Annotated in this window: 23 protein-coding genes and 1 tRNA gene; 12 read left to right on the top strand and 12 right to left on the bottom strand. The window is 69.8% G+C overall.

Annotation, left to right across the window (positions count from 1 at the left end):
- Positions 1-85 precede the first annotated feature (85 nt).
- Positions 86-1411 carry a helix-turn-helix domain-containing protein gene (locus OG293_RS21025; RefSeq protein ID WP_406000326.1) on the bottom strand — a complete coding sequence of 442 codons (1326 nt, stop codon included), beginning with the start codon at positions 1409-1411 and terminating at the stop codon, positions 86-88.
- Positions 1412-1588: 177 nt separating this feature from the next.
- On the opposite strand from OG293_RS21025, the gene OG293_RS21020 reads away from it, so the two are divergent.
- Genes OG293_RS21020 through OG293_RS21010 form a run of 3 tightly spaced genes read left to right on the top strand, consistent with a single transcriptional unit; the run spans position 1589 to position 4262 of the window.
- Positions 1589-2578 carry a Gfo/Idh/MocA family protein gene (locus tag OG293_RS21020; RefSeq protein ID WP_406000325.1) on the top strand — a complete coding sequence of 330 codons (990 nt, stop codon included), beginning with the start codon at positions 1589-1591 and terminating at the stop codon, positions 2576-2578.
- On the top strand, positions 2575-3828 hold the full coding sequence (locus tag OG293_RS21015; protein WP_406000324.1) for a DegT/DnrJ/EryC1/StrS family aminotransferase: 1254 nt from the start codon (positions 2575-2577) through the stop codon (positions 3826-3828). The genes OG293_RS21020 and OG293_RS21015 overlap by 4 nt, the downstream gene beginning before the upstream one ends.
- Positions 3825-4262: an NUDIX hydrolase gene (locus OG293_RS21010; protein ID WP_406000323.1), complete on the top strand. Its 438-nt coding sequence runs from the start codon at positions 3825-3827 to the stop codon at positions 4260-4262. The genes OG293_RS21015 and OG293_RS21010 overlap by 4 nt, the downstream gene beginning before the upstream one ends.
- Positions 4263-4475: 213 nt before the next feature.
- On the opposite strand, the gene OG293_RS21005 is transcribed toward OG293_RS21010, so the two are convergent.
- On the bottom strand, positions 4476-5273 hold the full coding sequence (locus tag OG293_RS21005; protein WP_406000322.1) for an exodeoxyribonuclease III: 798 nt from the start codon (positions 5271-5273) through the stop codon (positions 4476-4478).
- Between the two features lie 61 nt (positions 5274-5334).
- On the opposite strand from OG293_RS21005, the gene OG293_RS21000 reads away from it, so the two are divergent.
- The gene (locus OG293_RS21000) at positions 5335-5832 is read left to right on the top strand and encodes a GNAT family N-acetyltransferase (RefSeq protein ID WP_406000321.1); all 498 of its coding nucleotides are present in this window, start codon (positions 5335-5337) and stop codon (positions 5830-5832) included.
- Positions 5833-5946: 114 nt separating this feature from the next.
- Positions 5947-6915, top strand: coding sequence for a trypsin-like serine peptidase (locus OG293_RS20995; RefSeq protein WP_406000320.1), 969 nt, complete (start codon positions 5947-5949; stop codon positions 6913-6915).
- A gap of 82 nt (positions 6916-6997) precedes the next feature.
- Here OG293_RS20995 and OG293_RS20990 read toward each other — a convergent pair whose 3' ends face one another.
- The 8 genes from OG293_RS20990 to galU form a co-directional block, all read right to left on the bottom strand.
- On the bottom strand, positions 6998-9271 hold the full coding sequence (locus tag OG293_RS20990; protein ID WP_406000319.1) for an MMPL family transporter: 2274 nt from the start codon (positions 9269-9271) through the stop codon (positions 6998-7000).
- A 151-nt stretch (positions 9272-9422) separates the two neighbouring features.
- Positions 9423-9496: transfer RNA gene (locus OG293_RS20985), tRNA-Ala, on the bottom strand.
- A gap of 69 nt (positions 9497-9565) precedes the next feature.
- Entirely contained in the window at positions 9566-10669 is a 1104-nt protein-coding gene (glpR, locus tag OG293_RS20980) for a gephyrin-like molybdotransferase receptor GlpR (RefSeq protein WP_406000318.1), read from the bottom strand.
- 136 nt (positions 10670-10805) lie between these two features.
- Positions 10806-11417, bottom strand: coding sequence for a GNAT family N-acetyltransferase (locus OG293_RS20975; protein WP_406000317.1), 612 nt, complete (start codon positions 11415-11417; stop codon positions 10806-10808).
- A gap of 17 nt (positions 11418-11434) precedes the next feature.
- Positions 11435-11956, bottom strand: a complete 522-nt coding sequence (locus OG293_RS20970) for a molybdenum cofactor biosynthesis protein B (protein WP_406003659.1) — start codon at positions 11954-11956, stop codon at positions 11435-11437.
- Positions 11957-12045: 89 nt separating this feature from the next.
- Complete coding sequence (moaC, locus tag OG293_RS20965; RefSeq protein WP_406000316.1) at positions 12046-12525, bottom strand: cyclic pyranopterin monophosphate synthase MoaC; 480 nt, start codon at positions 12523-12525, stop codon at positions 12046-12048.
- 72 nt (positions 12526-12597) lie between these two features.
- The gene (gene glp, locus OG293_RS20960) at positions 12598-13899 is read right to left on the bottom strand and encodes a gephyrin-like molybdotransferase Glp (protein WP_406000315.1); all 1302 of its coding nucleotides are present in this window, start codon (positions 13897-13899) and stop codon (positions 12598-12600) included.
- A gap of 4 nt (positions 13900-13903) precedes the next feature.
- Positions 13904-14806 (bottom strand): UTP--glucose-1-phosphate uridylyltransferase GalU, encoded by a 903-nt coding sequence (galU, locus tag OG293_RS20955; RefSeq protein ID WP_406000314.1) that lies wholly within the window; start codon positions 14804-14806, stop codon positions 13904-13906.
- A gap of 93 nt (positions 14807-14899) precedes the next feature.
- On the opposite strand from galU, the gene OG293_RS20950 reads away from it, so the two are divergent.
- Positions 14900-15493 carry a 5-formyltetrahydrofolate cyclo-ligase gene (locus OG293_RS20950; protein ID WP_406000313.1) on the top strand — a complete coding sequence of 198 codons (594 nt, stop codon included), beginning with the start codon at positions 14900-14902 and terminating at the stop codon, positions 15491-15493.
- Positions 15494-15539: 46 nt separating this feature from the next.
- Here the strand turns inward: OG293_RS20950 and OG293_RS20945 are convergent, their stop codons facing one another.
- Complete coding sequence (locus OG293_RS20945) at positions 15540-18320, bottom strand: penicillin acylase family protein (protein WP_406000312.1); 2781 nt, start codon at positions 18318-18320, stop codon at positions 15540-15542.
- Between the two features lie 195 nt (positions 18321-18515).
- Here OG293_RS20945 and OG293_RS20940 point away from each other — a divergent pair, with 195 nt between their 5' ends.
- From OG293_RS20940 to mscL, 6 genes are all read left to right on the top strand, one after another.
- Entirely contained in the window at positions 18516-20069 is a 1554-nt protein-coding gene (locus tag OG293_RS20940) for a potassium/proton antiporter (RefSeq protein WP_406000311.1), read from the top strand.
- A 263-nt stretch (positions 20070-20332) separates the two neighbouring features.
- Complete coding sequence (locus OG293_RS20935; RefSeq protein ID WP_406000310.1) at positions 20333-21595, top strand: MFS transporter; 1263 nt, start codon at positions 20333-20335, stop codon at positions 21593-21595.
- A gap of 69 nt (positions 21596-21664) precedes the next feature.
- Positions 21665-22015 carry an FmdB family zinc ribbon protein gene (locus tag OG293_RS20930; RefSeq protein WP_406000309.1) on the top strand — a complete coding sequence of 117 codons (351 nt, stop codon included), beginning with the start codon at positions 21665-21667 and terminating at the stop codon, positions 22013-22015.
- A gap of 261 nt (positions 22016-22276) precedes the next feature.
- A complete protein-coding gene (locus OG293_RS20925) occupies positions 22277-23119 on the top strand; it encodes an S-methyl-5'-thioadenosine phosphorylase (RefSeq protein ID WP_406000308.1) in 843 nt (280 codons plus the stop codon).
- A 324-nt stretch (positions 23120-23443) separates the two neighbouring features.
- Complete coding sequence (locus OG293_RS20920; protein WP_406000307.1) at positions 23444-23917, top strand: hypothetical protein; 474 nt, start codon at positions 23444-23446, stop codon at positions 23915-23917.
- A gap of 137 nt (positions 23918-24054) precedes the next feature.
- Positions 24055-24519, top strand: a complete 465-nt coding sequence (gene mscL / locus OG293_RS20915) for a large conductance mechanosensitive channel protein MscL (RefSeq protein ID WP_406000306.1) — start codon at positions 24055-24057, stop codon at positions 24517-24519.
- 40 nt (positions 24520-24559) lie between these two features.
- On the opposite strand, the gene OG293_RS20910 is transcribed toward mscL, so the two are convergent.
- Complete coding sequence (locus OG293_RS20910; protein WP_406000305.1) at positions 24560-24766, bottom strand: hypothetical protein; 207 nt, start codon at positions 24764-24766, stop codon at positions 24560-24562.
- Positions 24767-25137: the final 371 nt, after the last annotated feature.

Genomic DNA, 25137 nt, shown 5'->3' with positions numbered 1-25137 from the left:
CATGCACGCGGACGTTGTTCCGGTCAGATTCCGCAGCGCTTTTCAGCCAACGCAGGCCGGCGGTGGCGTGGGCCTCAGGTAGTTCTCAGGCGGTTTGGAGTCGTTCGAGGAACTCGGGGACGCCGTCCACCCCCTGATAGGGCTTGAAGGCGGGGGCCAGTTCGCGGACCAGGGTGACGCATCGGTCGGCGCCGATGCGGGTGGCGAGGTCGAATGACTCGGTGCTGACGACGAGGGCCTGTTCAACCTCGCGGGCTTGGAGGAGGCTGCGCGCCTCGTAGGTCCGGAAGACGCCACGCGTCTTGTCCCGGGCACGTGGAAGCAGCGTCAGGCCCTCGTCGATGCGGGCTCGGGCCTGGTCGGTCCGGCCGAGGTCGAGGAGGCACTGGCCGGAGTCCACGGCCAGATCAGCCGTGCTCATCCACCGGCACCAGCCCGGTGCGGGACCGGCCGCGTCGGTCAACAGGGCGGTCTCGGCGGCGGCGAGGTCGCGGTGGCAGTCGGCAGCGGCCCCAAGAGCGGCGTGGGCTCGGGCCCTGCGCAGGTGCAGCAGCGAGCGGGCGGTGGGATGCCTCGTGTGGATCAGGGCCTGGCTCAGGGGTTCCACGGCGGATCCGGGCTGGCCGAGCCAGATCGACTGGTAGGCGAAGTCGGACAGGACTCCGGCCCCGAGGTCCCGGTCGCGGGTGGTGTGTGCGTTGGTGAGGGCGGCGTTCCAGAGCTTGCCGGCCGCGTAGTGCTGGCCCTGGTCGAAGCGGTACCAGCCGCAGGTGCTGGAGAGGGAGGCCGCCAGGCGGTGCAGGCGGCGGCCGGTGACCTCGCTGTAGCGGGCACCTTCGAGGAGGTCGGTCACGGTGGTGAGGTGGGCGTCCATCAGCTTGATGGTGTGCTGGCGCTGCTCGGTCGGCAGGGCGGTCAGTTGGGTGCTGGTGTCCTCCAGCCAGTCCACGAGCTCGTCATCGACGCGGCGCCCGCCGAGTGCGCTGGTGAGACGGTCGGGTTCGAGCGCAGCCCACTGGGAGGCCAGCCCGGCAAGGGCGAGCGCGCTGTAGGTCAGGAAGGTACGGCGTTCGCGGTTCATCGCGGCTCTCTGTGCATCTCGAAGTGCTTGGACGGTGTACGCCGCCCCGAGCGGCGCCGGGTCGTCCCGGCCCGGGAGCCAGTGGGGCCACGGATACCGCTCCAGGTGGGAGATCGGCACGTCGAAGGCGTCCGCGATCAGGAGCTGGGATTCGATGCTCGGCCTCTTGCGGCCGTTCTCCCACTTGCTGACGGCGGCCTTGTCGGTGCCCGAGCGGAGACCCTCGGGCCGCGTCGCGGCAGCGCGGTGCAAGCGCGCTACGAGGTCGCTCTGGGACCAGCCGCGTAAGACGCGGGCATAGGCGAGGGGGTGCCGAATCGGGTCGTCCACGGGAGCAATCCCATCATCGACGGTGACGGCCAGGCTACCGCGCGTACGGGCGGGACAACCCCGGGACTACAGCTAACGCCTATGGCTGGACGCCGAGTTGGCGCTGTACTCGTCGTTCCTCGACACGTTCCTCCCGAAGTGGGACACGTTCCTCCCCGAAGTGGAAGGCGAACGCGCATGAAACGACGCGCTGCGATCATCGGCCTGGGCCATCAGGCCGCCGAGGATCACCTGCCCGGCCTGCTCGGCTCCAGCCGGGCCGAACTCGTCGCGGTATGCGACAACAACCCGGACATCCTGCACGAGCGAGCGGACACCCTGGGAGTGCCCGGTTTCACCCGGGCACGTGACCTCCTGACCGAGACAGCCCCGGACTTCGTGATCGTCGCAGTCCCCCACCACGCCGGACGCGCGGTGACCGAGGAGTGCGCCGCCCGTGGCGTCCACGTCCTCAAGGAGAAGCCGTTCGCCACCTCCGTCGGGGAGGCGCGTGAACTGGCCGGGATCTGCCGCGACGGGCGGGTGGAGCTGATGGTGACGCTCCAGCGCAGGTTCAACCCGATCTACACCAGCGTGGCCGGGATGCTGGACCAGATCGGGACCGCGTTCCTGGTCGGCGGGCACTACTCGTTCCACACGCCCAATCCCGGCGCCGGATGGCGCGGGGACCTCAAGCAGGCCGGTGGTGGCTGCATCATCGACATGGGTTACCACCTGATCGACCTGCTGCTGTGGTACTTCGGCCTGCCCAGCCGGGTCATCGCGGAGTTCTCCGCCACCGCCCTTCCCGAAGGCGGGTACGACGCGGAGGACACCGCCGTCGTCCAGCTCGGCTACGACTCCGGCCTGTACGGATCGCTCGTCCTGTCCCGCTGGATGGCGCCGAAGACGGAGTTCCTGCGGGTCGTCGGGACGGCCGGCTCGGTGGTGCTGACGAAGGGATCGGTCCAGCGGCTCGCCCTGGACGGCACGGTCGTGGAAGAACTGACCCGCCCGTACGCCCCCAGCGTCGCCACCGCACAGATCGACTACTTCTGCCGGGTCCTGGCCGGAGAACGGCCCAACGTCTCCGGCCCCGAACAGCACGTGGCCCACGCCGCGTTCATCGCATCCTGCTATGAGTCCAAGACGGCGGGCCGCTACATCGACCCCAAGGAGATGCTGTGACCAGCCCCCTCGCCCTCCTCGGCGGCACCCCGGCCGTCACCAACGGCGGCCCGCACTTCACCTGGCCCCCGATCGACGACATGACCCGCGCGAAGGTGCTCGCCCAGCTGGACTCGGCCGTCTCCATCCCCGGCCGGTCCGGGATCGTCGCGGACCTGGAGGACGCCCTCCAGGACTACTTCGGTGCACGGCATGCGATCACCACCAGCTCCGGCACCGCGGCCCTGCACGCCGCCTACTGGGCCGCCCGCATCCGGCCCGGCGACGAGGTCATCGTCCCCGCCTGGACCTTCCACGCCACCGCGTCCCCGCTGTTCCAGCTCGGCGCGGTCCCGATCCTGTGCGAGACGCTCCCGGACGGCAACATCGACCCCGCCCGGGTGGCCGAACTGATCACCCCCCGCACCCGCGCCATCATGGTCACCCACCTGTGGGGCAGGCCCGCCGACATGACCGACCTCGCCGCGCTGGCCAAGGACCGCGACCTCGACCTGCTGGAGGACGGCTCGCACGCCCACGGGGCCAGCTACGGCGGGCAGAAGGTCGGTACGTTCGGCCTGGCCGGGGCCTTCTCCCTCAACGGTCCCAAGCCCCTGTCCGGCGGTGAGGGCGGCTTCGTCCTCACCGACGACGACGACACCTACTACCGGATCCTGACGTTCGCGCACTACAACAAGCGGGCCAGGAACGAGATCCCAAAAGGCCATCCGCTCGCGCGGTACGCGGTCACCGGGGCCGGCCTCAAGCTGCGCATCCACCCCCTGGCCGCAGCCCTCGCCCACGACCAGCTCACCCGGCTGGACGCCTACCTCGCCGGCCGCGAGGAGATCGCCGCCTACCTGACCCGCGAGCTCGGCCAGATACCCGGGCTGGAGGTCACCCCCATGCCCGAGAGGGTGAAGTCGTCCTGGTACGCGTTGACGGCCAGCTACCGGCCCGACCAGTTCGGCGGCCTGCCCATCGACGGGTTCCATGAGGCCCTCGTAGCGGAAGGTGCGACCGAGTTCGACCTGCCCGGCTCCACCCGCCCGCTGAACCAGCTCCCGCTCTACCAGCACCCTTCCCACCTCTTCCCCGCCTACCCGAACACCCGAAGCCGCTACCGGCCCGACGATTTCCCCATGGCCGAGAAGGCGCACACGCACACGATCAAGCTGCCCGTCTGGCACCGTGAACAGGATCTGAAACTGGCCGAGCAGTACGTCAGCGCGGCCAGGAAGGTCAGCGAACACCACAAGGAGCTTCTGTGAGCGTGACCTCCGACCTCGCCCGAACGCTGGCAGAGGAGGCCGAAGCCGAAGGCATCACCAGCTTCGTGGCCGCGGCCGTCGTCACCGACGCCGACAACGTCCTCCTGGTCCGCCGCAAGCCGGACGACTTCATGGGCGGCCTGTGGGAGATCCCTTCCGGGCACGTGAACGCCGGGGAGACCATCCTGGACGCGGCCCGCCGTGAGACGCGGGAGGAGACCGGCCTGACCGTCTCCTCCGTGGACCGCTACCTCGGGCACTTCGACTACGAGAACAGCGGCGGCACCACCACCCGCCAGTTCAACTTCGCCGTTACCGTCGCCGAAACCGGCCCAGTCATCCTGACCGAACACGACCTGCATCAGTGGGCGGCACCGACCGGTGACCTGCCGGGCGTCACCGACGGCGTACGGAAGGTCCTGGCCAGCGCGTAGGACCAGCGCGGCCAGCACGGGTCGGCGCTTGGCAGACTTGCATCGGCAACGGAGGTGGATGGTGCCGGGGCACCGGGCTGTGGACGGTCAGTGCGCTTGGCTGGACGATCCGGCCGATTTCTGGGAGGTGGGAGCACGGCCCGGCAAGTTCCGAGCGGCCCCGTCCGCGTGCTGCCTCCGTGGCAGATGGGCGGGGCTTCCTTCATCCGCTCGCTACAGGTCGAACACTGCCGTCACGGGCGTGTGGTCCGACCACCGCTCCACATGGCTGGAAGCCTTCTCCACGTACGCCTTCACGGCCCGTCGTGCCAGGTCAGGCGAACTGACGATAAGGTCAATCCGCCAGCCCGTGTCATGGTCGAAAGCCCGCCCCCGGTACGACCACCACGAGTACGGCCCCTCCTCGTCCGGGTGCAGCGCCCGCACCACGTCCACGTACTCCGCCTCGTCGAAGACCCGGGACAGCCACTCCCGCTCCTCGGGCAGGAACCCGGAGTTCTTCCTGTTGCCCTTCCAGTTCTTGAGGTCGGCCTCCTGGTGCGCGATGTTCCAGTCGCCGCAGACGAGCACCTCGCGCCCGTCCTTCGCCGCCCGCGCCCTCAGTTCGCTCAGATACGGCAGAAACTCCCCCATGAACCGCATCTTCTCGTCCTGTTTGTCCGTGCCGGCCTCGCCCGACGGCAGATACAGGCTCGCGACCGTGACGCCCGGGAGATCCGCCTCGGCATAGCGACCGCTCGCGTCGAACTCGCTCGAACCGAAACCGATGCGCACCTGGTCCGGCTCGCGCCGCGTGTAGAGGGCGACGCCCGCGCGGCCCTTCGCCTCGGCCGGGGCGTGCACCGTGTGCCAGCCTTCCGGAGCGCGGACCTCGTCGGGAAGCTGGTGCGCCTCGGCCCGTACCTCCTGGAGGCAGACCGCATCGGCTGCCGTGTCGGCGAGCCACTCCACGAAGCCCTTCTTGGCTGCGGCGCGGAGGCCATTCACATTCACGGTTGTCACGGTGAGCATCCCGGCACCCTACCGACCACCACACCATCGCCGGTACGCGCCTGCCCGTACGCTCGTGCGCATGGATGTGAGACCCGCGCCGTTCGACCACCCCGATGCCGTCAAACTCAACGACGAGGTCCAGCTCGAATACGTCGAGCGGTACAGCGCCGACGGTGGGAGCGAGGGCGATGCCACACCCCTCGACGCATCGATGTTCCAGCCGCCCAGGGGTCTCTTCCTCATCGCCTACGACGACCAGGACCGCCCCGTCGCCACCGGCGGCTGGCGCTCACAGGAGAAGAACGACCACGGCTACAGCGACGGGGACGCCGAGCTGAAGCGGATGTATGTGATCCCCGAGGCGCGCGGGCTGGGTCTCGCGCGCCGGATTCTCGCCGTGCTGGAGGAGGACGCGAAGGCCGCCGGCCGGACCCGGATGGTTCTGGAGACGGGCATCAGGCAGCCCGAGGCGATCGCGCTCTACCTGTCCGTCGGCTATCTTCCGTGCGCCAAATTCGGCCACTACCGGGAGTACGAGAACAGCCGCTGCTACGCCAGGCCTTTGTCGCGCCCCTGACATATCCACGGTTCCCGTGGCACTCTGCCTCACGCACGCCGATCCGCACCGCCTCATCCCCCACCCTGCCCGTGCGACACCACGCGCGGGCGGGCACGGCAGAAGGAGACATGCGTGAGACGCCATCGCACCGCCGCCGGAATCCTCTTAGCCGTCGGCGCACTGCTCACCGGGGCGCTGTCGGCCACCTCCGCCGACGCGGCCCCCGCCCCCTCCCCCGCCCCCACGGTCTTCAAGCAGCGGCAGCCCCAGGGCTTCTGGACCGCCGAGCGGATGCGCGGCGCCACCCCGCTCGATCTGATCCAGGTCACTCCCGGCGCGGTCAGGCCCGCGAGGCCCGCCGGCAGGGAGACGGTGGTCCCCCCGACGGCCGCCTCGGCCAAGTCCGTCGGCCCGACCGCGTTCCCGCAGGCCGGGGGCGCGTGGACGGGCGGCGGAGCGGTGCCGAAGACGTCCGGAAGGGTGTTCTTCACCTTCCAGGGGCGTACGGCGTCCTGCTCCGGTGACTCGGTGACCAGCAAGAACGGCAGCACGGTGATCACCGCGGGCCACTGTGTGAAGTACCAGGGCAGCTGGCACACCAACTGGGTCTTCGTGCCCGGCTACACCAACGGCCAGGCTCCGTACGGCCAGTGGTCCGCCACCCAGACCCTCTCGACCCCCCAGTGGGTGGCGAGCGAGGACATCAACTACGACGTCGGCGCGGCCGTCGTCGCCCCGCTCGGCGGCCAGACGCTCGCCGCGACGGTCGGCGCGCAGGGCCTGAGCTTCAACGGCGGCTACAACAAGCCCATGTACGCCTTCGGTTTCCCGGCGGCCTCTCCCTACGACGGCACCAAGCTCATCTACTGCAGCGGGAATTCATCGAAGGACTTCCTGTTAACGCAGGACCACAGCCTGGGCTGCAACATGACGGGCGGCTCCAGCGGCGGCCCCTGGTTCACGTCGTTCAGCGAGGCCACCGGCACCGGGCTCCAGGCCTCGGTGAACAGCTTCGGATACGTCTTCCTACCGAACCGGATGTTCGGACCGTACTTCGGCAATGACGCCATGGCCGTGTACGACAAGGCCCAGGCCTCCTGAGCCGTCAGACCGGCGGGGGCACTCCGCTTCCGCCGGTCCCCTCCCACCGGCCCGGTCCTGGACGCTCCGGTGCACGCGCCGGTCAGCTCTTGACGGCCGCCGACTCGCGTTCGCCCTCGGTGTCCACGTGCGGCAGGATCCGGTCCAGCCACCTCGGCATCCACCAGGCGGCCTTGCCCATCAGCGTCATCACCGCCGGGACGAGCAGCAGCCGCACCACGGTGGCGTCGATGAGCACGCTCACGGCGAGGCCCAGCCCCAGCATCTTCACCACGATGTTGTCGCTGATGATGAAGGCCGCGAAGACGCTGACCATGATCAGCGCGGCACAGGTGATCACCCGGGCGGTGATCTCCAGGGCGTGTGCGACGCTCGCCTTCGCGTCGCCGGTGCGCAGCCACGCCTCGTGGACCCGGGAGAGCAGGAAGATCTCGTAGTCCATGCTCAGGCCGAAGACGATCGCGAACATCATCATCGGCACATAGCTCTCGATGGGCACGTCGCCCGACACCCCGAGCGCCGGGCCGCCCCAGCCCCACTGGAAGACGGCGACCACGACTCCGTAGGAGGCGGCGATCGACAGGACGTTCAGCACGGCGGCCTTGACGGCGACCAGCACACCGCGGAAGACGATCAGGATGATGATGAAGGCGAGGGCGACCACCACGAAGATGATCAGCGGCAGCCGTGCGGAGACGATGTCCAGGAAGTCCACCTGGGCGGCCGTCGTGCCGGTGAGATAGCCCTTGGCGGCGGTGCCCTTGACGGCGTCCGGGAGGATGTCGTCCACCAGCCGGTTGTCGAGCTGGGTGCTCTTCTCGTCCTGGGGCGCCTGCTGCGAGTACACGGTCGCGACCAGGACGTCGCCGTCCGACGTGGGCTTCAGCGGGGTGACGGTGGCGGCCCCGGGCACATTGGTGAGTGCGTTCTGCGCCTGGGAGGCGAGCGCGGAACGGTCGGACGAGGGCACCGAGGTCTGGTCGATGACGACGGTCATGGGGCCGTTGGATCCGGGCCCGAAGGCCTTGGACATCAGGTCGAACGCGCGGCGGTCCGTGAAGGACTTCGGGTCGGCGCCGTCCCCGATGTGGCCGAGCTGGATGGAGAACAGCGGGATGGCGAGCACCCCGATCACGACCAGTCCGGCGACGAGGAAGTGCCAGGGGCGCCGCTCCACGCGCATCGCGTAGCGGTGCCAGGTTCCGTGTGCCTCGGCTCCGGGTTCCGCGTCGGTCTCCGCGATCGGCTTGCGGACCCGGTACTTGTCGATCCGCCGGCCGATGAGTCCCAGCAGGGCGGGGACCAGGGTGAGCGCGCCGGCGACCGCCGAGACCACGGTGATGGCGGCGGCCACGCCGAGTTTGGAGATGAAGCTGACCCCGGAGACCGAGAGTCCGGCGAGGGCGATGATGACGGTGCAGCCCGAGACGAGTACCGCCCGGCCGCTGGTGGCCACGGCCCGGCCGGCCGCGCTCACCGGATCGGCGCCGTCCATGAGGTTCTGCCGGTGCCGGGTGAGCAGGAACAGGGCGTAGTCGATGCCCACACCGAGGCCGATCATGGTGGCCAGGGTGGGCGAGACGGTCGCGAAGGTGAAGGCGGCGGCGATCAGTCCGAGCACGGCAAGCCCGCAGATCACGCTGACCAGCGCGGTCACCAGGGGCACACCGGCCGCGATCACGCTGCCGAAGCCGATGAGCAGGACCACGATGGCCACGCCGAAGCCGATCGCCTCGCTGACCCGGTCGTCGGGCTCGGGCCGTGCCAACTCGCCCAGCGGGCCGCCGTACTCCACGTCCACTCCGGCGTCCCGCAGCGGCTGGACGGCCTTGTCGACGCTGTCGAGATACGAGTCCTCGAGGGTGGAGGGCTGTTCGTCGAAGCGGACGGTGATGTACGCGGTCGAGCCGTCGGTGGACAGGGGGCCGACGTTGGGGCCGGGCGGCGGGGGCGGCGGAGTCGTCCCGGCGGGAGGCAGCGGGCTTGTCACCGCGATGACGTGGGGCAGCTTCTGGAGACTGCTGACGACCGTGGACATCTGGGAGCCGAGTTCGGTGAGCGGCTTCGCGGTGTCGTTCAGCACGATCTGGCTGCTGTAGCCACCGGCCGAGGGTTCGTGCTTCTCCAGGACGTCCAGTCCTTCGGTCGACTGGACCCCGGGCAGAGTGAAGTTGTCGGAGTACTCACCGCCATATGTGCGATGCAGCACCTGAAGGCCGGCGAGTGCGACCAGCCAGAGGACGATGACGATCACCCAGTGCGCGGCGCACCACTCGCCGAGACGCCGCAGCAGGCCCTTGCGGGGTGCGGGTTCGGACGCGCGGGAGAGCTTCGCAGGCGGCTCGACCATCGACATGCGTCTCTCCCGACAGGAATCCGAAGCGAACATTCCGCATTAAAAGCCCGAATCGTCGGAGCAGCATGCGCAACGGCCACCCGTTGTCGCGATACACGAACGACGAAGTCCCGCCCGGTCTGATGACCGGACGGGACTTCGTCAGTTGTTGTGGACCTGTGGGGATTTGAACCCCAGACCCCCTCGATGCGAACGAGGTGCGCTACCAGACTGCGCCACAGGCCCTTGCAACGAGTGAAACTCTAGCATCCCCGTCGGGGTGCTTGGAAATCCGTTCCCGCGCTGGTCACGGACTTACTCGTTGGCGGCGCGGGGCCGGTCCTCGTTCGCGTACTGATCGAAAAGGGGGGTACGGCCACGGTCGCGCGGACGGCGCTGCTGGGGCGTACGCCGACCGGGCGACGCCTCCTCCTCGACGGTCGGCGCCGGGGTCGGCTCCGCCGTCGACGAACGGGCCGCGCTCCAGGTCTCCGGGTCACTGACATCGACACCGCCGGTGGCTCGCGGGGCGACCGGCGCGGTGACATACGTCGGCAGCGGAACCGGGATGGGCTCCCAGCTGTCGCCGCGGGCCGGGCCGCGCTCGCGCTGCTGGTCGACCCACTCCGCGTGGTCCGTCTGCTCGACGAGCGCACGGCGCCCCGCCTCCTGCGGCGAGAGCGCGGGGAGGGACGCGGGCTCGGGGTGCGCCTCGGGCTCCTCGTCCGACTCGGCGACGGACGCCGCCGGGGCCTGGTGCCGACGGGGACGGTTCTCGCGCAGCCGCTGCGCCGCGGCCTCGGCCAGGCGCCGGTCCATGGTGAACGCGAAGCGCCGCCGCTCCTGGGCGCGCAGATGCACGATGTAGGCGCTGAGCAGGACGGCCGGGACCCCGGGGGCCCACAGGAAGTGGAGTCCGCCGACCGCCGCCACGATCGCCCCGAGCGTGAAGGCGAGGAAGAGGACGACCGTCGTGCGCCGACGGCGGGCCAGGACCCGGGTGCGCCGGGCCCGCTCGGCGGCCGCGCGGTTCGGTCGGGGGCGCGAACGCCTGGGGGCCGGGGACTGCGCCTCGGCCCGCTCCGCCGCATCGGGTGCCGTGCGGGACGCCGGGACGTCCATCCGGGCTTCGGTACGGTCCGGGGGCGCGGCGAAGGCCCGGACGTCCACGGAACTCAAACGGTCCGTGGCGGCATCCGGGTCGACGTCGTGCTCGGCCTGCTCCGCATCGCGCTCCCGCAGCTCCCTGGCGTACCGGCGCTCCATCGCCCCGCGTCCGGACAACAGCCGGATGGCGGTGGAGAAGCGTTCCGTCGGACGGGCTTCGTTGAGCTCGTCCTGCCTGCGGAGCCACATAGGCACCAAGTAGGCGGCCCAGGCCCCGACAATGACTGCATAGATGAGGCCGCTGCTGCTCACGCATCACACCGTAGAGGGATTCGCGCGAGGGCATCCGCCAATTGGCCCGGTGTGTCGCACGATCTGGCTGATATCACGGACTTTTTTTGTGATTGTTCAGATCACCCCATGGTCGACACCGATCAATTTCGAACGTTTATTTTATTTCCCGCGACGTCCCCGGTCGTGCCTGGTGCCAGCGGCGGAGCAGTCCCTCGGGCACCTCTTCGGCCGTGAGAGCGAAGACCAGATGATCCCGCCAGGCTCCGTCGATGTGGAGATAGCGGGGGCGCAGACCCTCTTCGCGGAATCCGAGTTTCTCCACGACCCGGCGGCTGGGCCCGTTCTCCGGGCGAATGCAGACTTCCATGCGGTGCAGTCCCACCGAACGGAAACAGTGGTCGGTGGCGAGCGCGACGGCGGTCGGCATCACCCCGCGGCCCGCCACCTGACGGTCCACCCAGTAGCCGACATGACCGGAGCACATCGAGCCCCAGGTGATCCCGGCGACGGTCAACTGGCCCACCAGAACGCCCTGGTACTCGATGACGAAGGGAAGCATCCGGCCCGCGTTCGCCTCGGCCCGCAGATGGCGGACCATCTGGCGGTACGTGGGCCGCTGAGCGAGCGGCGCTCCGGGAGCGGGCGGCGGGATCGTCGCCTCCCAGGGCCGCAGCCAGTCCCGGTTGCGGCGGTTGACCTCGCGCCAGCTTCGCTGGTCGCGCAGCTTTATCGGGCGGAGGACCACGTCGCCGTCCGCCAGGACCACCGGCCAGAAGGGCGCGTTCAGCTTGGGCTCCCGGGAGTCCCCCCGGACGGGGTCCGGGGGATGGGGCTGGGGTGGTCGCCGCCACGGATCTGGTCGACGGCGTGGATCAGCAGCGCCTCCAGGACAGCCAGTCCGTCGCGTACCCCTCCGGTGGAGCCGGGGAGGTTGACGATCAGGGTGCGGCCCGCGACTCCGGCGAGCCCGCGGGAGAGCGCCGCGGTGGGCACCTTCTCGCGTCCGTACGCGCGGATCGCCTCCGGGATGCCGGGGATCTCGTGGTCGAGAACACGGCGGGTGGCCTCGGGAGTGCTGTCGGTCGGCGAGATGCCGGTGCCGCCGGTGGTCAGGACGACGTCGTATCCGGCGGCCACCCCCTCCCGCAGGGCCTGCTCGACCGGATCGCCGTCCGGGACGACCCGCGGCCCGTCGACCTGGAAGCCCAGCGCGGCCAGCCCTTGGGCAAGGACCGGGCCGCCCTTGTCCTCGTACACGCCGGCCGCCGCCCGGTTGGACGCGGTGACCACCAGGGCCCGTCCCACCGTGCCCGCTCCGGGCCGCGGCGGGCCCTCGTCCGAGGCCGCCGGACCGTGGCTGTGCCCGTACACCTCTCCCGCGCGCGGCGGCGGCTTCACGAACGGCTCCAGTCCCCGGACTTGCCGCCCGTCTTCTCCTCGACCCTGACGTCGGTGATCACAGCGCCCTTGTCGACGGCCTTGACCATGTCGACGACGGTGAGCGCGGCCACCGAGACCGCCGTCAGGGCCTCCATCTCGACGCCCGTGCGGTCGGTGGTCTTCACCGTCGCGAGGATCTCGACGGCGTCATCCGCAACCGAGAGATCGAGTTTCACGCCGGAGACCGCCAGCGGATGGCAGAGCGGGATCAGGTCCGGGGTGCGCTTGGCGCCCATGATGCCGGCGATCCGGGCCGTGGCGAGGGCATCGCCCTTGGGGACGCCCTCACCCCGCAACAACTCCACGACCTGCGCCGAGACCAGGACCCGGCCGCTGGCGCGGGCGGTGCGTGCGGTGACGTCCTTTCCGGAGACGTCGACCATACGGGCCGCCCCCGCCTCGTCGATGTGCGTCAGCCTGCCTTGCGTACTCATTTGCTGTGGCGCTCCCGGTCCGGGCCTCTGGGGGCCTGTGTGGGCAGACACGGTACCGCCACCGTAGACACGTCAGCCGATGAGGACCACTTCGACCTCCGCGCCGGGCTCCACCGACGTGTCCGCCTCCGGGACGACGATCAGGCAGTCGGCGTGGGCGAGAGCGGCGACGAGGTGGGAGCCGGCGCCGCCCACGGGGGAGACGGTGCCCGACTCCGAGTCGTACGCACCACGCAGGAACTGCCGCCTTCCCTCCGGTGACGAGAGCGCCTTGTCCGCCTTGAGCACCGCGTGCGCCTTGGGCCGGTGGACGTCCTTCAGCCCCATCAGGGCCCGGATCGCGGGGCGGACGAACAGCTCGAACGAGACGTACGAGGAGACCGGATTGCCGGGCAGGGCCAGCAGCGGAGTGTGTTCGCGGCCGATCGAGCCGAAGCCCTGCGGTTTGCCGGGCTGCATGGCGAGCGTACGGAAGTCGATCCCGCTCCCGGGCTCGTCCTCGTCGCCCACCGAGGAGAGGGCTTCCTTCACCACGTCGTACGCGCCGACGCTCACGCCGCCCGTGGTGACCAGCAGATCGGCGCGGATCAGCTGGTCCTCGATGGTGGCACGCAGGATCTCGGCGTCGTCGGTGACCGCGCCGACCCGGTAGGACAGGGCGCCCGCGTCGCGGGCGGCGGCACACAGGGCGAAGCTGTTGGAGTCGTAGATCTGGCCGTGGCCCAACTCTTCGCCGGGCTGGACCAGTTCGCTGCCGGTGGAGATCACGACGACGCGCGGACGGGGCCTCACCCGCACGGTGCCGCGGCCGATCGCGGCGAGCAGGCCGATCTGCGGCGGGCCGAGGACCGTGCCCCTGCCCAGCGCGAGATCGCCCGCCTCGACGTCGCTGCCGCGCGTGCGCACATGGGCCCCGGCCTCGGCCGGGCGGTGGACCCGGACCTCGCCGCTCGCGCCTTCGGGAGCCCGGCCCGCCGGGCGCATCGTGGTGACCGCGCCGCCGCCCGCGCCGCCGTCGGTCCACTCGACCGGCACGACCGCTTCCGCGCCGGGCGGCAGCGGGGCACCGGTCATGATCCGGGCGGCCTCGCCGGGCCCGACCGTGGGCAGGCCGTCGTTGCCGGCCGCCACATCGCCGATCACGGTGAGGACGGCGGGGAACTCCTCGCTCGCGCCCGTCACATCGGCCGTGCGGACCGCGTAACCGTCCATGGAACTGTTGTCGAAGGGCGGCAGCGCGACCGGGACGGTGACGTCCTCGACCAGGACGCAGCCCTGGGCGTCGGGCAGCTGCAACTCGATCGGGTCGAGCGGGCGGATCGCGCCGAGGATGTCCTCAAGATGGTCGTCCACCGACCAGATCGAGCTGCTCACGGTCCTACATCTCCTCGGTCACATAGCTGCGGAGCCAGGTCCGGAACTCGGGGCCCAGGTCTTCACGTTCGCACGCGAGTCTGACAATCGCCCGCAGGTAGTCACCACGGTCGCCGGTGTCGTAGCGGCGGCCCTTGAAGATCACGCCGTGCACCGGACCGCCGATCTTCTCGTCCTCGGCGAGTTTCTCGAGAGCGTCGGTGAGCTGGATCTCGTTGCCCCGGCCCGGCTCGGTCTCCCGGAGTATGTCGAACACGGCGGGGTCGAGGACGTAGCGGCCGATGATGGCGAGATTGCTCGGGGCCTCGGACGGGTCGGGCTTCTCGACCAGCTTGGTCACCCGCACGACGTCACTCTCGCCGGTCGACTCCACGGCCGCGCAGCCGTAGAGGTGGATCTGTGAGGGGTCGACCTCCATCAGCGCGATGACGCTGCCGCCCTCGCGCTCCTGGATCTCGACCATGCGCGCGAGCAGCGGGTCGCGCGGGTCGATCAGGTCGTCGCCGAGGAGGACGGCGAAGGGCTGGTCGCCGACGTGCGGGGCGGCGCACAGGACTGCGTGGCCGAGGCCGCGCGGGTCGCCTTGGCGCACATAGTGCATGGTGGCGAGGTCGCTCGACTCCTGGACCTTCTTGAGGCGGTCCTCGTCACCCTTGCGGGTGAGCGCCTGCTCCAGCTCGTAGTTGCGGTCGAAGTGGTCCTCGAGCGGACGCTTGTTGCGGCCCGTGATCATGAGTACGTCGGAGAGGCCGGCCGAGACCGCCTCCTCGACGACGTACTGGATCGCGGGCTTGTCGACGACAGGCAGCATCTCTTTGGGAGTGGCTTTCGTGGCAGGCAGGAAGCGTGTTCCCAGGCCCGCGGCGGGAATGACAGCCTTGCTGATCCTGGAGTGCGACTGAGTCATGCGCAGACCCTATCCGGTGAGTATGGGCTGAAGATGAGGCTCCGGTTAACTCCCACCACATAAAGGTGCATACGAGAGGTTTGTGAAGTCGCAATGAGTGGTGACTTGTCCGGGAAGAGCGCGATTCGTCGTGAACTCCTCGACGCCCGGAGCCGTCTGTCCAGTGGGGACGCCGACCAGGCTGCCACGGTTCTCGCCCGACACGCCCTGAATCTTCCGGAATTGGCCGAGGCGAAGACCGTCGCCGCCTATGTCTCCATCGGAAGCGAACCGGGCACGCGAGCGCTGCTCGACGCGCTGCGCGCGCGGGGCGTGCGCGTCCTGCTCCCGGTCCTCAGGGCGGACAACGACCTGGACTGGGGCGTGTACGAGGGCGCGGACCACCTGGCCCGCGCGGGCCGCGGGCTGCTGGAGCCGGACGGGGACCGGCTCGGCGTGGACGCCGTCCTGCATGCTGATGCCGTGCTCCTTCCAGGGCTCGCGGTGGACACCCGCGGCATGCGGCTGGGCCGCGGCGGCGGGTCGTACGACCGGGTCCTCGCCCGCCTCTCGGCGGCCGGCGCCGACCCGGCGCTGGTGGTGCTGCTGTACGCAAACGAGGTGATCGCACAAGTCCCTCAGGAGCCGCACGACCACCCTGTCCATGCCGTGGTGACGCCCGAGGAGATCAGGCGCTTTCCGCGCTGAGCAGGGACCGGGGCCGGGACCGCGGACCCGACCCAGCGGACACGGACTACGGCGTGAGCTTGAGCGTGTCGACCGTCGCGGCCTGGACCGCCTGCTCGCCGTAGGCCCAGTCGAGCAGTTCCCCGCTCGCCCACTTGCCGGTCTGGTCCGTGTAGTGCGCGCTGTACGCGTGCCCGGAGGCGCCGGTGAGGTTGATCCAGCGGGACTTGTCCCAGTCGCCGACGTTGACGACCATCCGCATCGAGGGGACCCAGGTGGCTTCATAGCCTCCGGCCGCGTTCCAGCCGGTGGCGTTGACCGCCGCCTCACCCCCGCCCAGGTTCCACGGACCGCGGTTGAGCACGAACTGCAGGAAGCCGGGCCCCTCGATGCCGAGCGTCTGGTTCCTCAGCGTCAACTGGTGCAGCCTGCCCCAGCTCCAAGTGGTGATGTCCTTGCCGAGCTTGGCGGTCAGCTCCCAGCGGGCGTCCTCCATGGCACGGGCGAACAGCTCGTCCCGGGTGAGGGTGGCCGTGTCCGTGCGGCTGGCCGGGGAGTGCCACCACTCGTTCTTCTCGTCCTTGATGATGCTGCGGACCACCTCGAACCAGCGGTCACCGCCGTTGGGCTGCGCCGATTCGGTGTCGCGCTGACCGCACTCGCGCACCCGCTTGGTGAGCTCGTCGTCCGGGGCGCTGCTGTCGGCCGGGCGCATATTGAGGCACTCGTCCTTGACCCGCAGCTCCTTGGGCAGCTTGTTGCCGAAGGCCAGCTTGAGGACATTGCGCCAGACCCCGTTGAAGTACGCGGCGGCACCGGAGTCCGGCTCCTGGGTGTAATCCCAGCCCTCCAGCAGCTTCTGCGCCTCGCGGACGTAGGGGTCCGAGATGTCGATCTTCAGCAGATAGGGCGTCAGCAGCTTGGCGATCTCGCTGCTGTTGTCCATCTGCATGGCCCGCATGTCCTCGGTCGAGATCTTGCCGCCACCTTGGATCTTCGACTCGATGAGGTCGCCGATCCGCTGGCTGCGGGTGCCGTAGCCGTAGTCCTTGGTGATCAGGTACGGGTACTTCCCGGCGTCCACGACGGCCTGGTTCGCGGTGACGATGTAGCCGCGCTTCGGGTTCTGTTCGTACGGCAGCTCATCGAAGGGGATGAACCCCTTCCACTTGTACTTGGGGTTCCAGCCGGGGGCGGGAACCGTGCCGTCGCCCACCGCCCGGACCGGGATCTTCCCCGGGGCCTGGTAGCCGATGTTGCCCTTGGCGTCGGCGTAGACGAGGTTCTGCGAGGGAACCTCGAAGTGCTCGGCGGCCTTGCGGAAGGACGTGAAGTCCTTGGCACGGTCGATCTCGAAGATCGAGTCCATGGACCTGCCGGGCTCCAGCGCGGTCCACTGGAGCGCCACCGCGTAGCCCGCGCCACGGTCCGGGGCGGAGTTGGAGACGGGGCCCTGCTGGCCCACCTTCTCCAGCTCGCCACTGCGGTCGGAGACGAGCGGGCCGTGCCCGGTGGAACGGACCGTGATCGTCCGGTCGGGGCCGCCCGCGACCTTGATGACCTCCTTGCGGGTGGTCAGCTGCCGCTCCTCGCTGCCCACCAGGTAGCGGTCGCCAGTGAGCTTTTCGAGGTAGAGGTCGGTGACGTCCGCACCGAGGTTGGTGAAGCCCCAGGCGATGTCCTGATTGTGGCCGATTATCACCCCCGGCATGCCCGAGAAGGTGTAGCCGGCGGTGTCGTACTGACAGGAGGCCGAGACCGTACGGCAGTGCAGGCCCATCTGGTACCAGACGGAGGGCAGCTGCGGCGCGAGGTGCGGGTCGTTGGCCAGCATCGGCTTGCCGGTCGTCGTGTACTTGGCATCCACGACCCACGAGTTGGAGCCGATGCCGCTGCCGCTCGGGCCCAGCAGCGCCGGGATGGTGTCGAGGGTCTTGGACACCGCCGCGAGCTGGGAGTTGAGGCCCTGGGCGGCGCCCGCCGGGCTGCCACTGCGACCGCCACTGCCACTGCCACTGCGACCGCCGCTGCCGCTGCCACTGCCACTGCCACTGCCGCCGGATGTGCCGGACGACGTGGCCTTCGGATCGAACTTCCCGGTGGCGGAGTCGATCCCGCCCTTCTGCACGATCGGCTTGTTCCGCTCGAACGGATACGGCGGATAAAGATCCTTGATCTGCTTCTCGCTCAGCCTGCTGGTGAGCAGCGAGCGGTCGATCTCGTCCTGCATGTTGCCGCGCAGGTCCCACGCCATCGCCTTGAGCCAGGCCACCGAGTCGACGGGCGTCCACTTCTCGGGCTTGTAGTCGTTGGTGAAGGCGAGGGCGGCGTACTCGACGGAAAGGTCCTTGCCCCCGCGGCCCTTGAGGTAGGCGTTGACGCCGTCCGCGTACGCCTGGAGGTTCTTCTTGGTCTCGGGCGAGAGCTTGGTGTCGTACTCCCGCTGCGCGACCTGGCGCCAGCCGAGCGTGCGCAGGAAGGCGTCCGTCTCGACCTGCCCGGAGCCGAACATCTCGGAGAGCCGACCGGCCGTCAGGTGGCGGCGGACGTCCATCTCCCAGAAGCGGTCCTGCGCCTGGACGAAGCCCTGGGCACGGAACAGGTCCTCGTCACTGTCGGCATAGATCTGCGGAATGCCGTAGTTGTCGCGCTTGACCTCGACCTGGCCCTTCAGACCGTCGACCTTGATGGTCCCGGAGGTCTGCGGGAAGGAGGCACGAACGGTACCGATGCTCCAGTACGCCGCATATCCGACACCCGCGACAAGCGCCAGCACCAGGACGATCACGAGCAGGCGGGCGCGTCGCCCCTTCTTCTTGGAGGAAGAGGCGGCTGTGTTGGCGGGCATCGCTGTCCTTCGAGGCGCAGGCTGGTCCTGGAGTGCTGGAGCAACCATAGGCGCAGCGCTCCACCCGTCCGGACGCGGTACCGGAAAGGCAGCGCTCGGCCCCCGTCCGAACAAGATGATCTCCAGCGTCAAGGAAACGTTAAAGATTAGGTAAGGTAACGAAGTGTCGCCTGCCGGAGTAACGATCCGGCGCGTATGCGCGAGGGGAAGGATCGGCCACTGACTGTCCACCAGCTCAACGAACTCCTGCTCATCTGCTCGCTCGTTCTGCTCATCGCCGTCGCGGCCGTGCGCATCTCCTCGCGAAGCGGGCTCCCCAGCCTGCTGCTCTATCTGGGGATAGGGATCGCGATAGGGCAGGACGGCATCTTCGACGTCAAGTTCGACGACGCCGAACTCACGCAGGTGATCGGCTATGCGGCACTTGTGGTGATCCTGGCCGAGGGTGGCCTGAGCACCAAGTGGAAGGAGATCGAACCCGCGTTGCCCGCCGCGGTCATGCTGTCGACCGTCGGCGTCGCGGTGAGCGTGGGTGTCACGGCCGCGGGTGCGCACTATCTGGTCGGGCTGGAGTGGCGTCAGGCGCTCATCATCGGCGCGGTGGTGTCCTCGACGGACGCGGCCGCGGTCTTCTCCGTCCTGCGCAGGGTGCCCCTGCCGACGCGGGTGACCGGTGTGCTGGAGGCCGAGTCCGGCTTCAACGACGCCCCCGTGGTGATCCTGGTGGTGGCCTTCTCCACGGCCGGACCGGTCGACGACTGGTACGTCCTGGTCGGCAAGATCCTGCTGGAACTGGCGATCGGCGCGGCCATCGGGCTGGCGGCGGGCTGGCTCGGCGCCTTCGGACTCAGGCGTGTGGCACTGCCCGCGTCGGGTCTGTACCCGATCGCCGTGATGGCCATCGCGGTGGTCGCGTACGCCGCCGGCGCCATGGCGCACGGCAGTGGATTCCTCGCCGTCTATCTCGCCTCGATGGTGCTCGGGAACTCCAGGCTTCCGCACGCCCCGGCGAACCGCGGCTTCGCCGAGGGACTGGGCTGGATCGCGCAGATCGGCATGTTCGTCCTGCTCGGCCTGCTGGTGACCCCGCACGAGCTGGTCGACGACGTCTGGCCGGCGATCATCGTGGGCCTGGTCCTGACGATGGTGGCCCGGCCCCTGGAGGTCTTCCTCAGTCTGCTGCCGTTCCGCATTCCCTGGCGGGAGCAGGTCCTGATGTCATGGGCCGGCCTGCGCGGAGCCGTGCCCATCATCCTCGCGACCATCCCGACGGTGTACGGCATCGAGGGCAGCGACCGGGTCTTCAACATCGTCTTCGTCCTGGTCGTCGTCTACACCCTGGTCCAGGGCCCGACCCTGCCGTGGCTGGCGAAGGCACTGCGGCTCGGCCGCGCCTCGGGCGCCGCCGACCTGGGCATCGAGTCGGCACCGCTGGAGCGGTTGCGCGGGCATCTGCTGTCGGTGGCGATTCCCGCCGAGTCACGGATGCACGGCGTGGAGGTCGCGGAGCTGCGACTGCCCCCCGGGGCCGCGGTCACCTTGGTCGTACGGGACGGGAAGAGTTTCGTACCGCTGCCCTCCACGGTGCTGCGGCGCGGGGACGAGTTGCTGGTGGTGGCGACGGACCCGGTGCGGGACGCCGCGGAGCGGCGGCTGCGGGCGGTCGGGCAGGGCGGAAAGCTGGCCGACTGGCTCGGCACGGGCATAAACGGCGGAAATGCCGGAAACACCCGGGGAAGACTCGATTAAACGCAGGCATACCTCTTGGTATGTGGGGTATTTCGCAGGCTCGATCGCGAAATACCCCTGTAGCCTGAAAGCCACACTGATCGACCAACTCTGCCTGACGCAGAGCTGGCGCGACCGTATGGCGGCCGCGGAGCCTCTCGATGGGCCCCGGTATCTACCGCAGTTCAGCGCAAGAGGACAGCTCTCGGCGGCTCAGATACGCCTCGTACCACAGGTGCGTCGCGTACGAGGGAGCGCTACCAGGCGGCAGAAAGGCACGGACCGTGGCAGCCACGGTCAAGAACCGTCCTGGGTACGGGCAGCTCCTGCGCACCCCGGGCGCCTGGACATTCCTGCTCCCCGGATTCCTGGCACGCCAGCCCTTCGCGATGCTGACCATCGGCATCGTCCTCCTTGTCCAGCACACCACCGGCTCCTACGGCAGCGCCGGCGCGGTCGCCGCCTTCACCGGCGTCTCGATGGCGCTGTTCGCACCGCAGAGCGGCAAGCTCGCGGACCGCTTCGGTCAGCGGGCCGTCCTGCTGCCGGGCGTGCTCGTCCACGCGGCCTCCGTGTCCGCGCTCACCGCGCTCGCCCTGGCGGGCGCTCCCCTGTGGGCGCTGTTCGTGGCGGCCGTTCCAACGGGTGCCTCCGTGCCGCAGATCGGCCCGATGGTGCGTGCGCGCTGGGCCGCCAAGCTGGACGGCTCGCCGCTGATGACCACGGCGGCAGCCTTCGAGTCCGTGACGGACGAATTCACCTTCGTCGTCGGGCCCGTCCTCGCGACGGCGCTCAGCACGGGTGTACACCCGGCTGCCGGACTGATCGCGGAGGCGACGCTGACGCTCGCCGGCGGTCTGTTCTTCGCGGCCCAGAGCCGCACACAGCCCCCGGTCAGGTCGGCCGCCACGGCCGCCGAGTCGCACACGTCCGCGCTGTCCGTCCCCGGTGTACGCGTCCTGGCCGTCACCTTCCTCGGCATCGGCTCGGTCTTCGGCGGAATGCAGGTCTCACTGACCGCCGTCGCCGAGGAGACCGGGAATCCCGGGGTCAACGGCGTGCTGTACGGGATCTTCGCCGCGGGCAACATGCTCGCGGGCATCGCGTGCGGCGCCATCGCCTGGAAGAGCGGACCGCGGCGCCAGATGGTGCTCGGGTACGCGGGGCTGACGCTGGCCGCGTCCGCGCTGTGGGCGGTGCACTCCGTGGCCCTGCTGGGCGCGCTCGGTCTGCTCGTCGGCCTCTGCATCGGTCCGGCCATGATCGGCGGCTACACGCTGGTCGAGTCCCTGGTCCCGGCCACGGCCCGCACGGAGGCCTTCACCTGGCTGACCGGCTCGGTGGCGCTGGGCCAGGCGGCAGCCGTGACGGTGGCCGGGCGGCTGGCCGACGCGAACGGCGCGAGCGCCGGATTCGTGGTCCCGCTGGTGGGCACCGCGCTGGCCCTGATCACCCTGCTGGCCCTGCGTTCACGGCTCTCAGCGAGGGCATCCGGGCGCATCGCGGCGCGTGGGATGGGTCACCGAGTGCCGGTAGCAGTGGACTGATCCGGCGGAATACGTCACTATGGACCGTCGTTAGCACTCATAGAGTGAGAGTGCCAGGAGGAAGACACAGTGCCGACCTACCAATACCAGTGCACCGAATGCGGCGAGGGCCTCGAGGCGGTGCAGAAGTTCACCGATGATGCCCTGACCGTGTGCCCCAGCTGCGACGGACACCTGAAGAAGGTGTTCTCCGCGGTCGGCATTGTCTTCAAGGGATCCGGCTTCTACCGGAACGACAGCCGCGGCTCGTCGTCGAGCAGCTCGCCCGCGTCGACGTCCTCGCCGTCCACGGGTGCGAACTCCTCGGACTCGAAGTCGTCGGACTCGAAGTCGTCCGACTCGAAGGCCTCGACGTCGACGTCTTCTTCGTCGAGTTCTTCCTCGTCCTCGTCCTCGTCGAGCGGCAGCTCGGCCGCCTGACGGGTACGGGCGCCGCGAGGGGCCTGCTGATCTTTGCTTCGAGGGACCCCGCCGTCGCGTACGGCGGGGTTCTTCGGCGTTCACGGCCGGGTCCGGGGGCATCAACGGCGAGGACCGGGACCGCCCAGGGGGGCTCGGGGGGGCAGTCCGGGCCGGGTTCTTCGGCGGCCGGGGCGGGGCTTCGGGGGGCAGTCCGGGCCGCGTTCTTCGACGGCCGGGGCGGGCTCCTCGGTGCTTTCGCGTCCGGATACTGTGACCGGCATGGCGACCAACGCGAACGCAGAGATCGGTGTCATCGGCGGTTCGGGGCTCTACTCCTTCCTGGAGAATGTGACGGAGGTCCAGGTCGACACTCCGTACGGCAGCCCGAGCGACTCCTTGTTCTTCGGCGAGATCGCGGGGCGGAAGGTGGCCTTCCTGCCCCGCCACGGCCGTGGCCACCATCTGCCGCCGCACCGCATCAACTACCGCGCCAATCTGTGGGCCCTGCGGTCCGTGGGCGTACGACAGGTACTGGGCCCGTGCGCGGTGGGCGGGCTGCGGCCGGAGTACGGTCCGGGAACGCTGCTCGTGCCCGATCAGTTCGTGGACCGGACGAGCGCGCGCACGCAGACGTACTTCGACGGACTTCCGCTTCCGGACGGGACCATCCCGAACGTCGTGCACGTTTCGCCCGCCGATCCGTACTGCCCCCGGGGGCGCACGACGGCGCTGGCGGCGGCACGCGGACGCGACTGGGATCCGGTGGACGGGGGGACGCTGGTGGTGGTCGAGGGGCCGCGCTTTTCGACGCGCGCGGAGTCCCGCTGGTACGCGCAGATGGGCTGGTCGGTGGTCGGCATGACCGGGCACCCGGAGGCGATGCTCGCGCGTGAACTGGAGCTCTGCTACACGTCGATGACGCTGGTGACGGATCTGGACGCGGGGGCCGAGTCGGGTGAGGGCGTCTCCCACGGTGACGTGCTCAAGGTCTTCGCCGCGAACGTGGACCGGCTGCGGACGGTGCTTTTCGACGTGGTGGCGGGGCTGCCGGCGAATGGGGACCGGGACTGTCCGTGCATTCATGCGCTGGGGGGCATTGACCCGGGTTTCGAACTGCCCTGAACACTGCCCTGATCCCTCCCTGTTGTCCGGGCTCCGTTCGGGGTGAGGGAGTTGTCCACAGGGCAGCGGTCATCCACAGGCTTCGGCGGGATTCGGGCGCGGAGGGGATCGTGAGGAGTGGTCGTTCAACTCCACTCCTCACGACAGGCGGTGCGTGTCATGTCGCTCTCCCCTTCCTCCGTCCCTTCCTCCGGGCCCTCTCCGCTCTTCTCCACGCGCCTCACTTCGGCTGGGTCCGCGTCCCTCACTTCGGCTGGGTCCTCGCCCCTCACTTCTGCCGGGTCCTCGCCCCTCCCCGCATCGCCTGCGCCGGACCCTGTCGGTGTGCCGCCGTTCGCACCGCTGCGAGTGCGCGGCGGCGCGCATCAGCTCCGGCGCGCGCTGCGGCGACGACGGCGCGCCCTGGCGGCCGGTCTCGCCATGACGGCGGCGGCGCTTGCCGCTTCGGGCTCACGAGGCGCCGACGGGGCCGAGACCGAAGCGGCGGCAGCAGCTCACCGGGAGCGACCGCCCGCCGCCGAGATGGTGTCCGCTCCCGTACGGATCGCCGACGCGGCGACGGTCCGGCTGCTGCGCCCGGGCGACCGCGTCGATGTGATCGCCGCCGGCGGCGCCCCTTCGGGGGAAGCCTCTGACGCGCGCGTGGTGGCAGCGGGGGCCCGCGTGACGGCGGTTCCGGAGACGCGAGGGCAGGCCGGGGACGGGGGCGCGCTGGTCGTGGTGTCCGTCCCGCGTGCCACCGCGGCCGTGCTGGCCGGCGCGGGCGCGACATCGAGGCTGGCGGTGACGGTGTGTTGACCGCCCCCAGCCCCAGCGTACTGACGCATCGTCAGGTCATCTGTTCTCAGATGCGGGGTGGACAGCCCCGTCGTGCGGTGCCGTAGGTTGCGGAGGGTTTGATTCCATGACCTGCACATGTGAAAAGAGGCTCAGCGGTGAGCGAGAAGAAGGTCAGCGTCCTGGAGGGCTTCAAGGCCTTCCTCATGCGCGGAAACGTGATCGACCTGGCCGTCGCCGTGGTCATCGGCGCCGCGTTCACCCAGGTCGTGAACGCTGTGGTGAAGGGCATCATCAACCCCGTGGTGGGCGCGTTCGGCACCAAGCAGCTCGACTCGTACAGCTCCTGCCTCAAGGGCACCTGCAAGGTGGTGAACGGCGAGGTGGACGGCATCCGGATCATGTGGGGATCCGTACTCGGGGCCACCCTCACCTTCGTGATCACCGCGACCGTCGTCTACTTCCTTATGGTGCTGCCCATGTCCAAGTACCTGGCAAAGAAGGCCGACCGGGAAGCCGCCAAGGAAGGCGCGAAGGAAGTGGTCGAACTGACCGAGCTCGAGGTGCTGAAGGAGATCCGGGACGCCGTGGTGGCTCACCGGGGCTCCGGCCACGACAGGTAGAGCGGGCGCCTGCCGACAGCATCCGCCCGGCCGGAACAGCTCAGATGTGGTGGGGGGGCTTCTCGTCGAGGAAGCGCGCAAGGTCGGCGGCGCTGTCGCCGCTCGCGAGAGGCCGCTCACCCCACCCACGGTCCGTATCGTCCGAGGACTGCTGGTCCAGCGGATCGTCGAAGATCAGCTGCGGCTTCGGGGACTGCGGCTGCGGCTGCTCCGCATCACGCGGTCCGGGGGCGGGGGCGGTGCTCATACCTTCAGGGTACGGCGGAGAGGGGGAGGGAGAGAGCACGCGTGCCGCCGTGCCCGCTCGGCGGTCCTTCGGTTCGAGCCGGAGCAGCCACGCTCGGCCTTCTGCCCACCCCGGCCTCCGCGCCCGGCGGCTCGCCTGGACCACTGGCCTCCGTACGTCGGCGTTCAGCTCCGTGCACCACGGTTCCCGCGATCGGGTCGCGATCAAGACCCCAGCCCCTCCCCCGTCCGGACTCGCCTGCCCCGCACCTCCGACTCCCAGGCCGGGGCAGGCCCGTACCCGCCACGCGCGTCCCCCGCCACAAAGCGTGGCAGGGCGCAGCAGCCGACGCTGCCGGTCGCTGCCGTGGCCATCCTCGCGTGCACCTTCAC

The sequence above is a fragment of the Streptomyces sp. NBC_00829 genome, assembly GCF_045161795.1.
Lineage (GTDB): Bacteria > Actinomycetota > Actinomycetes > Streptomycetales > Streptomycetaceae > Streptomyces.
The sequence above is the reverse complement of the archived record's forward strand: the minus strand, read 5'-3'. Positions and strand labels throughout refer to the sequence as shown.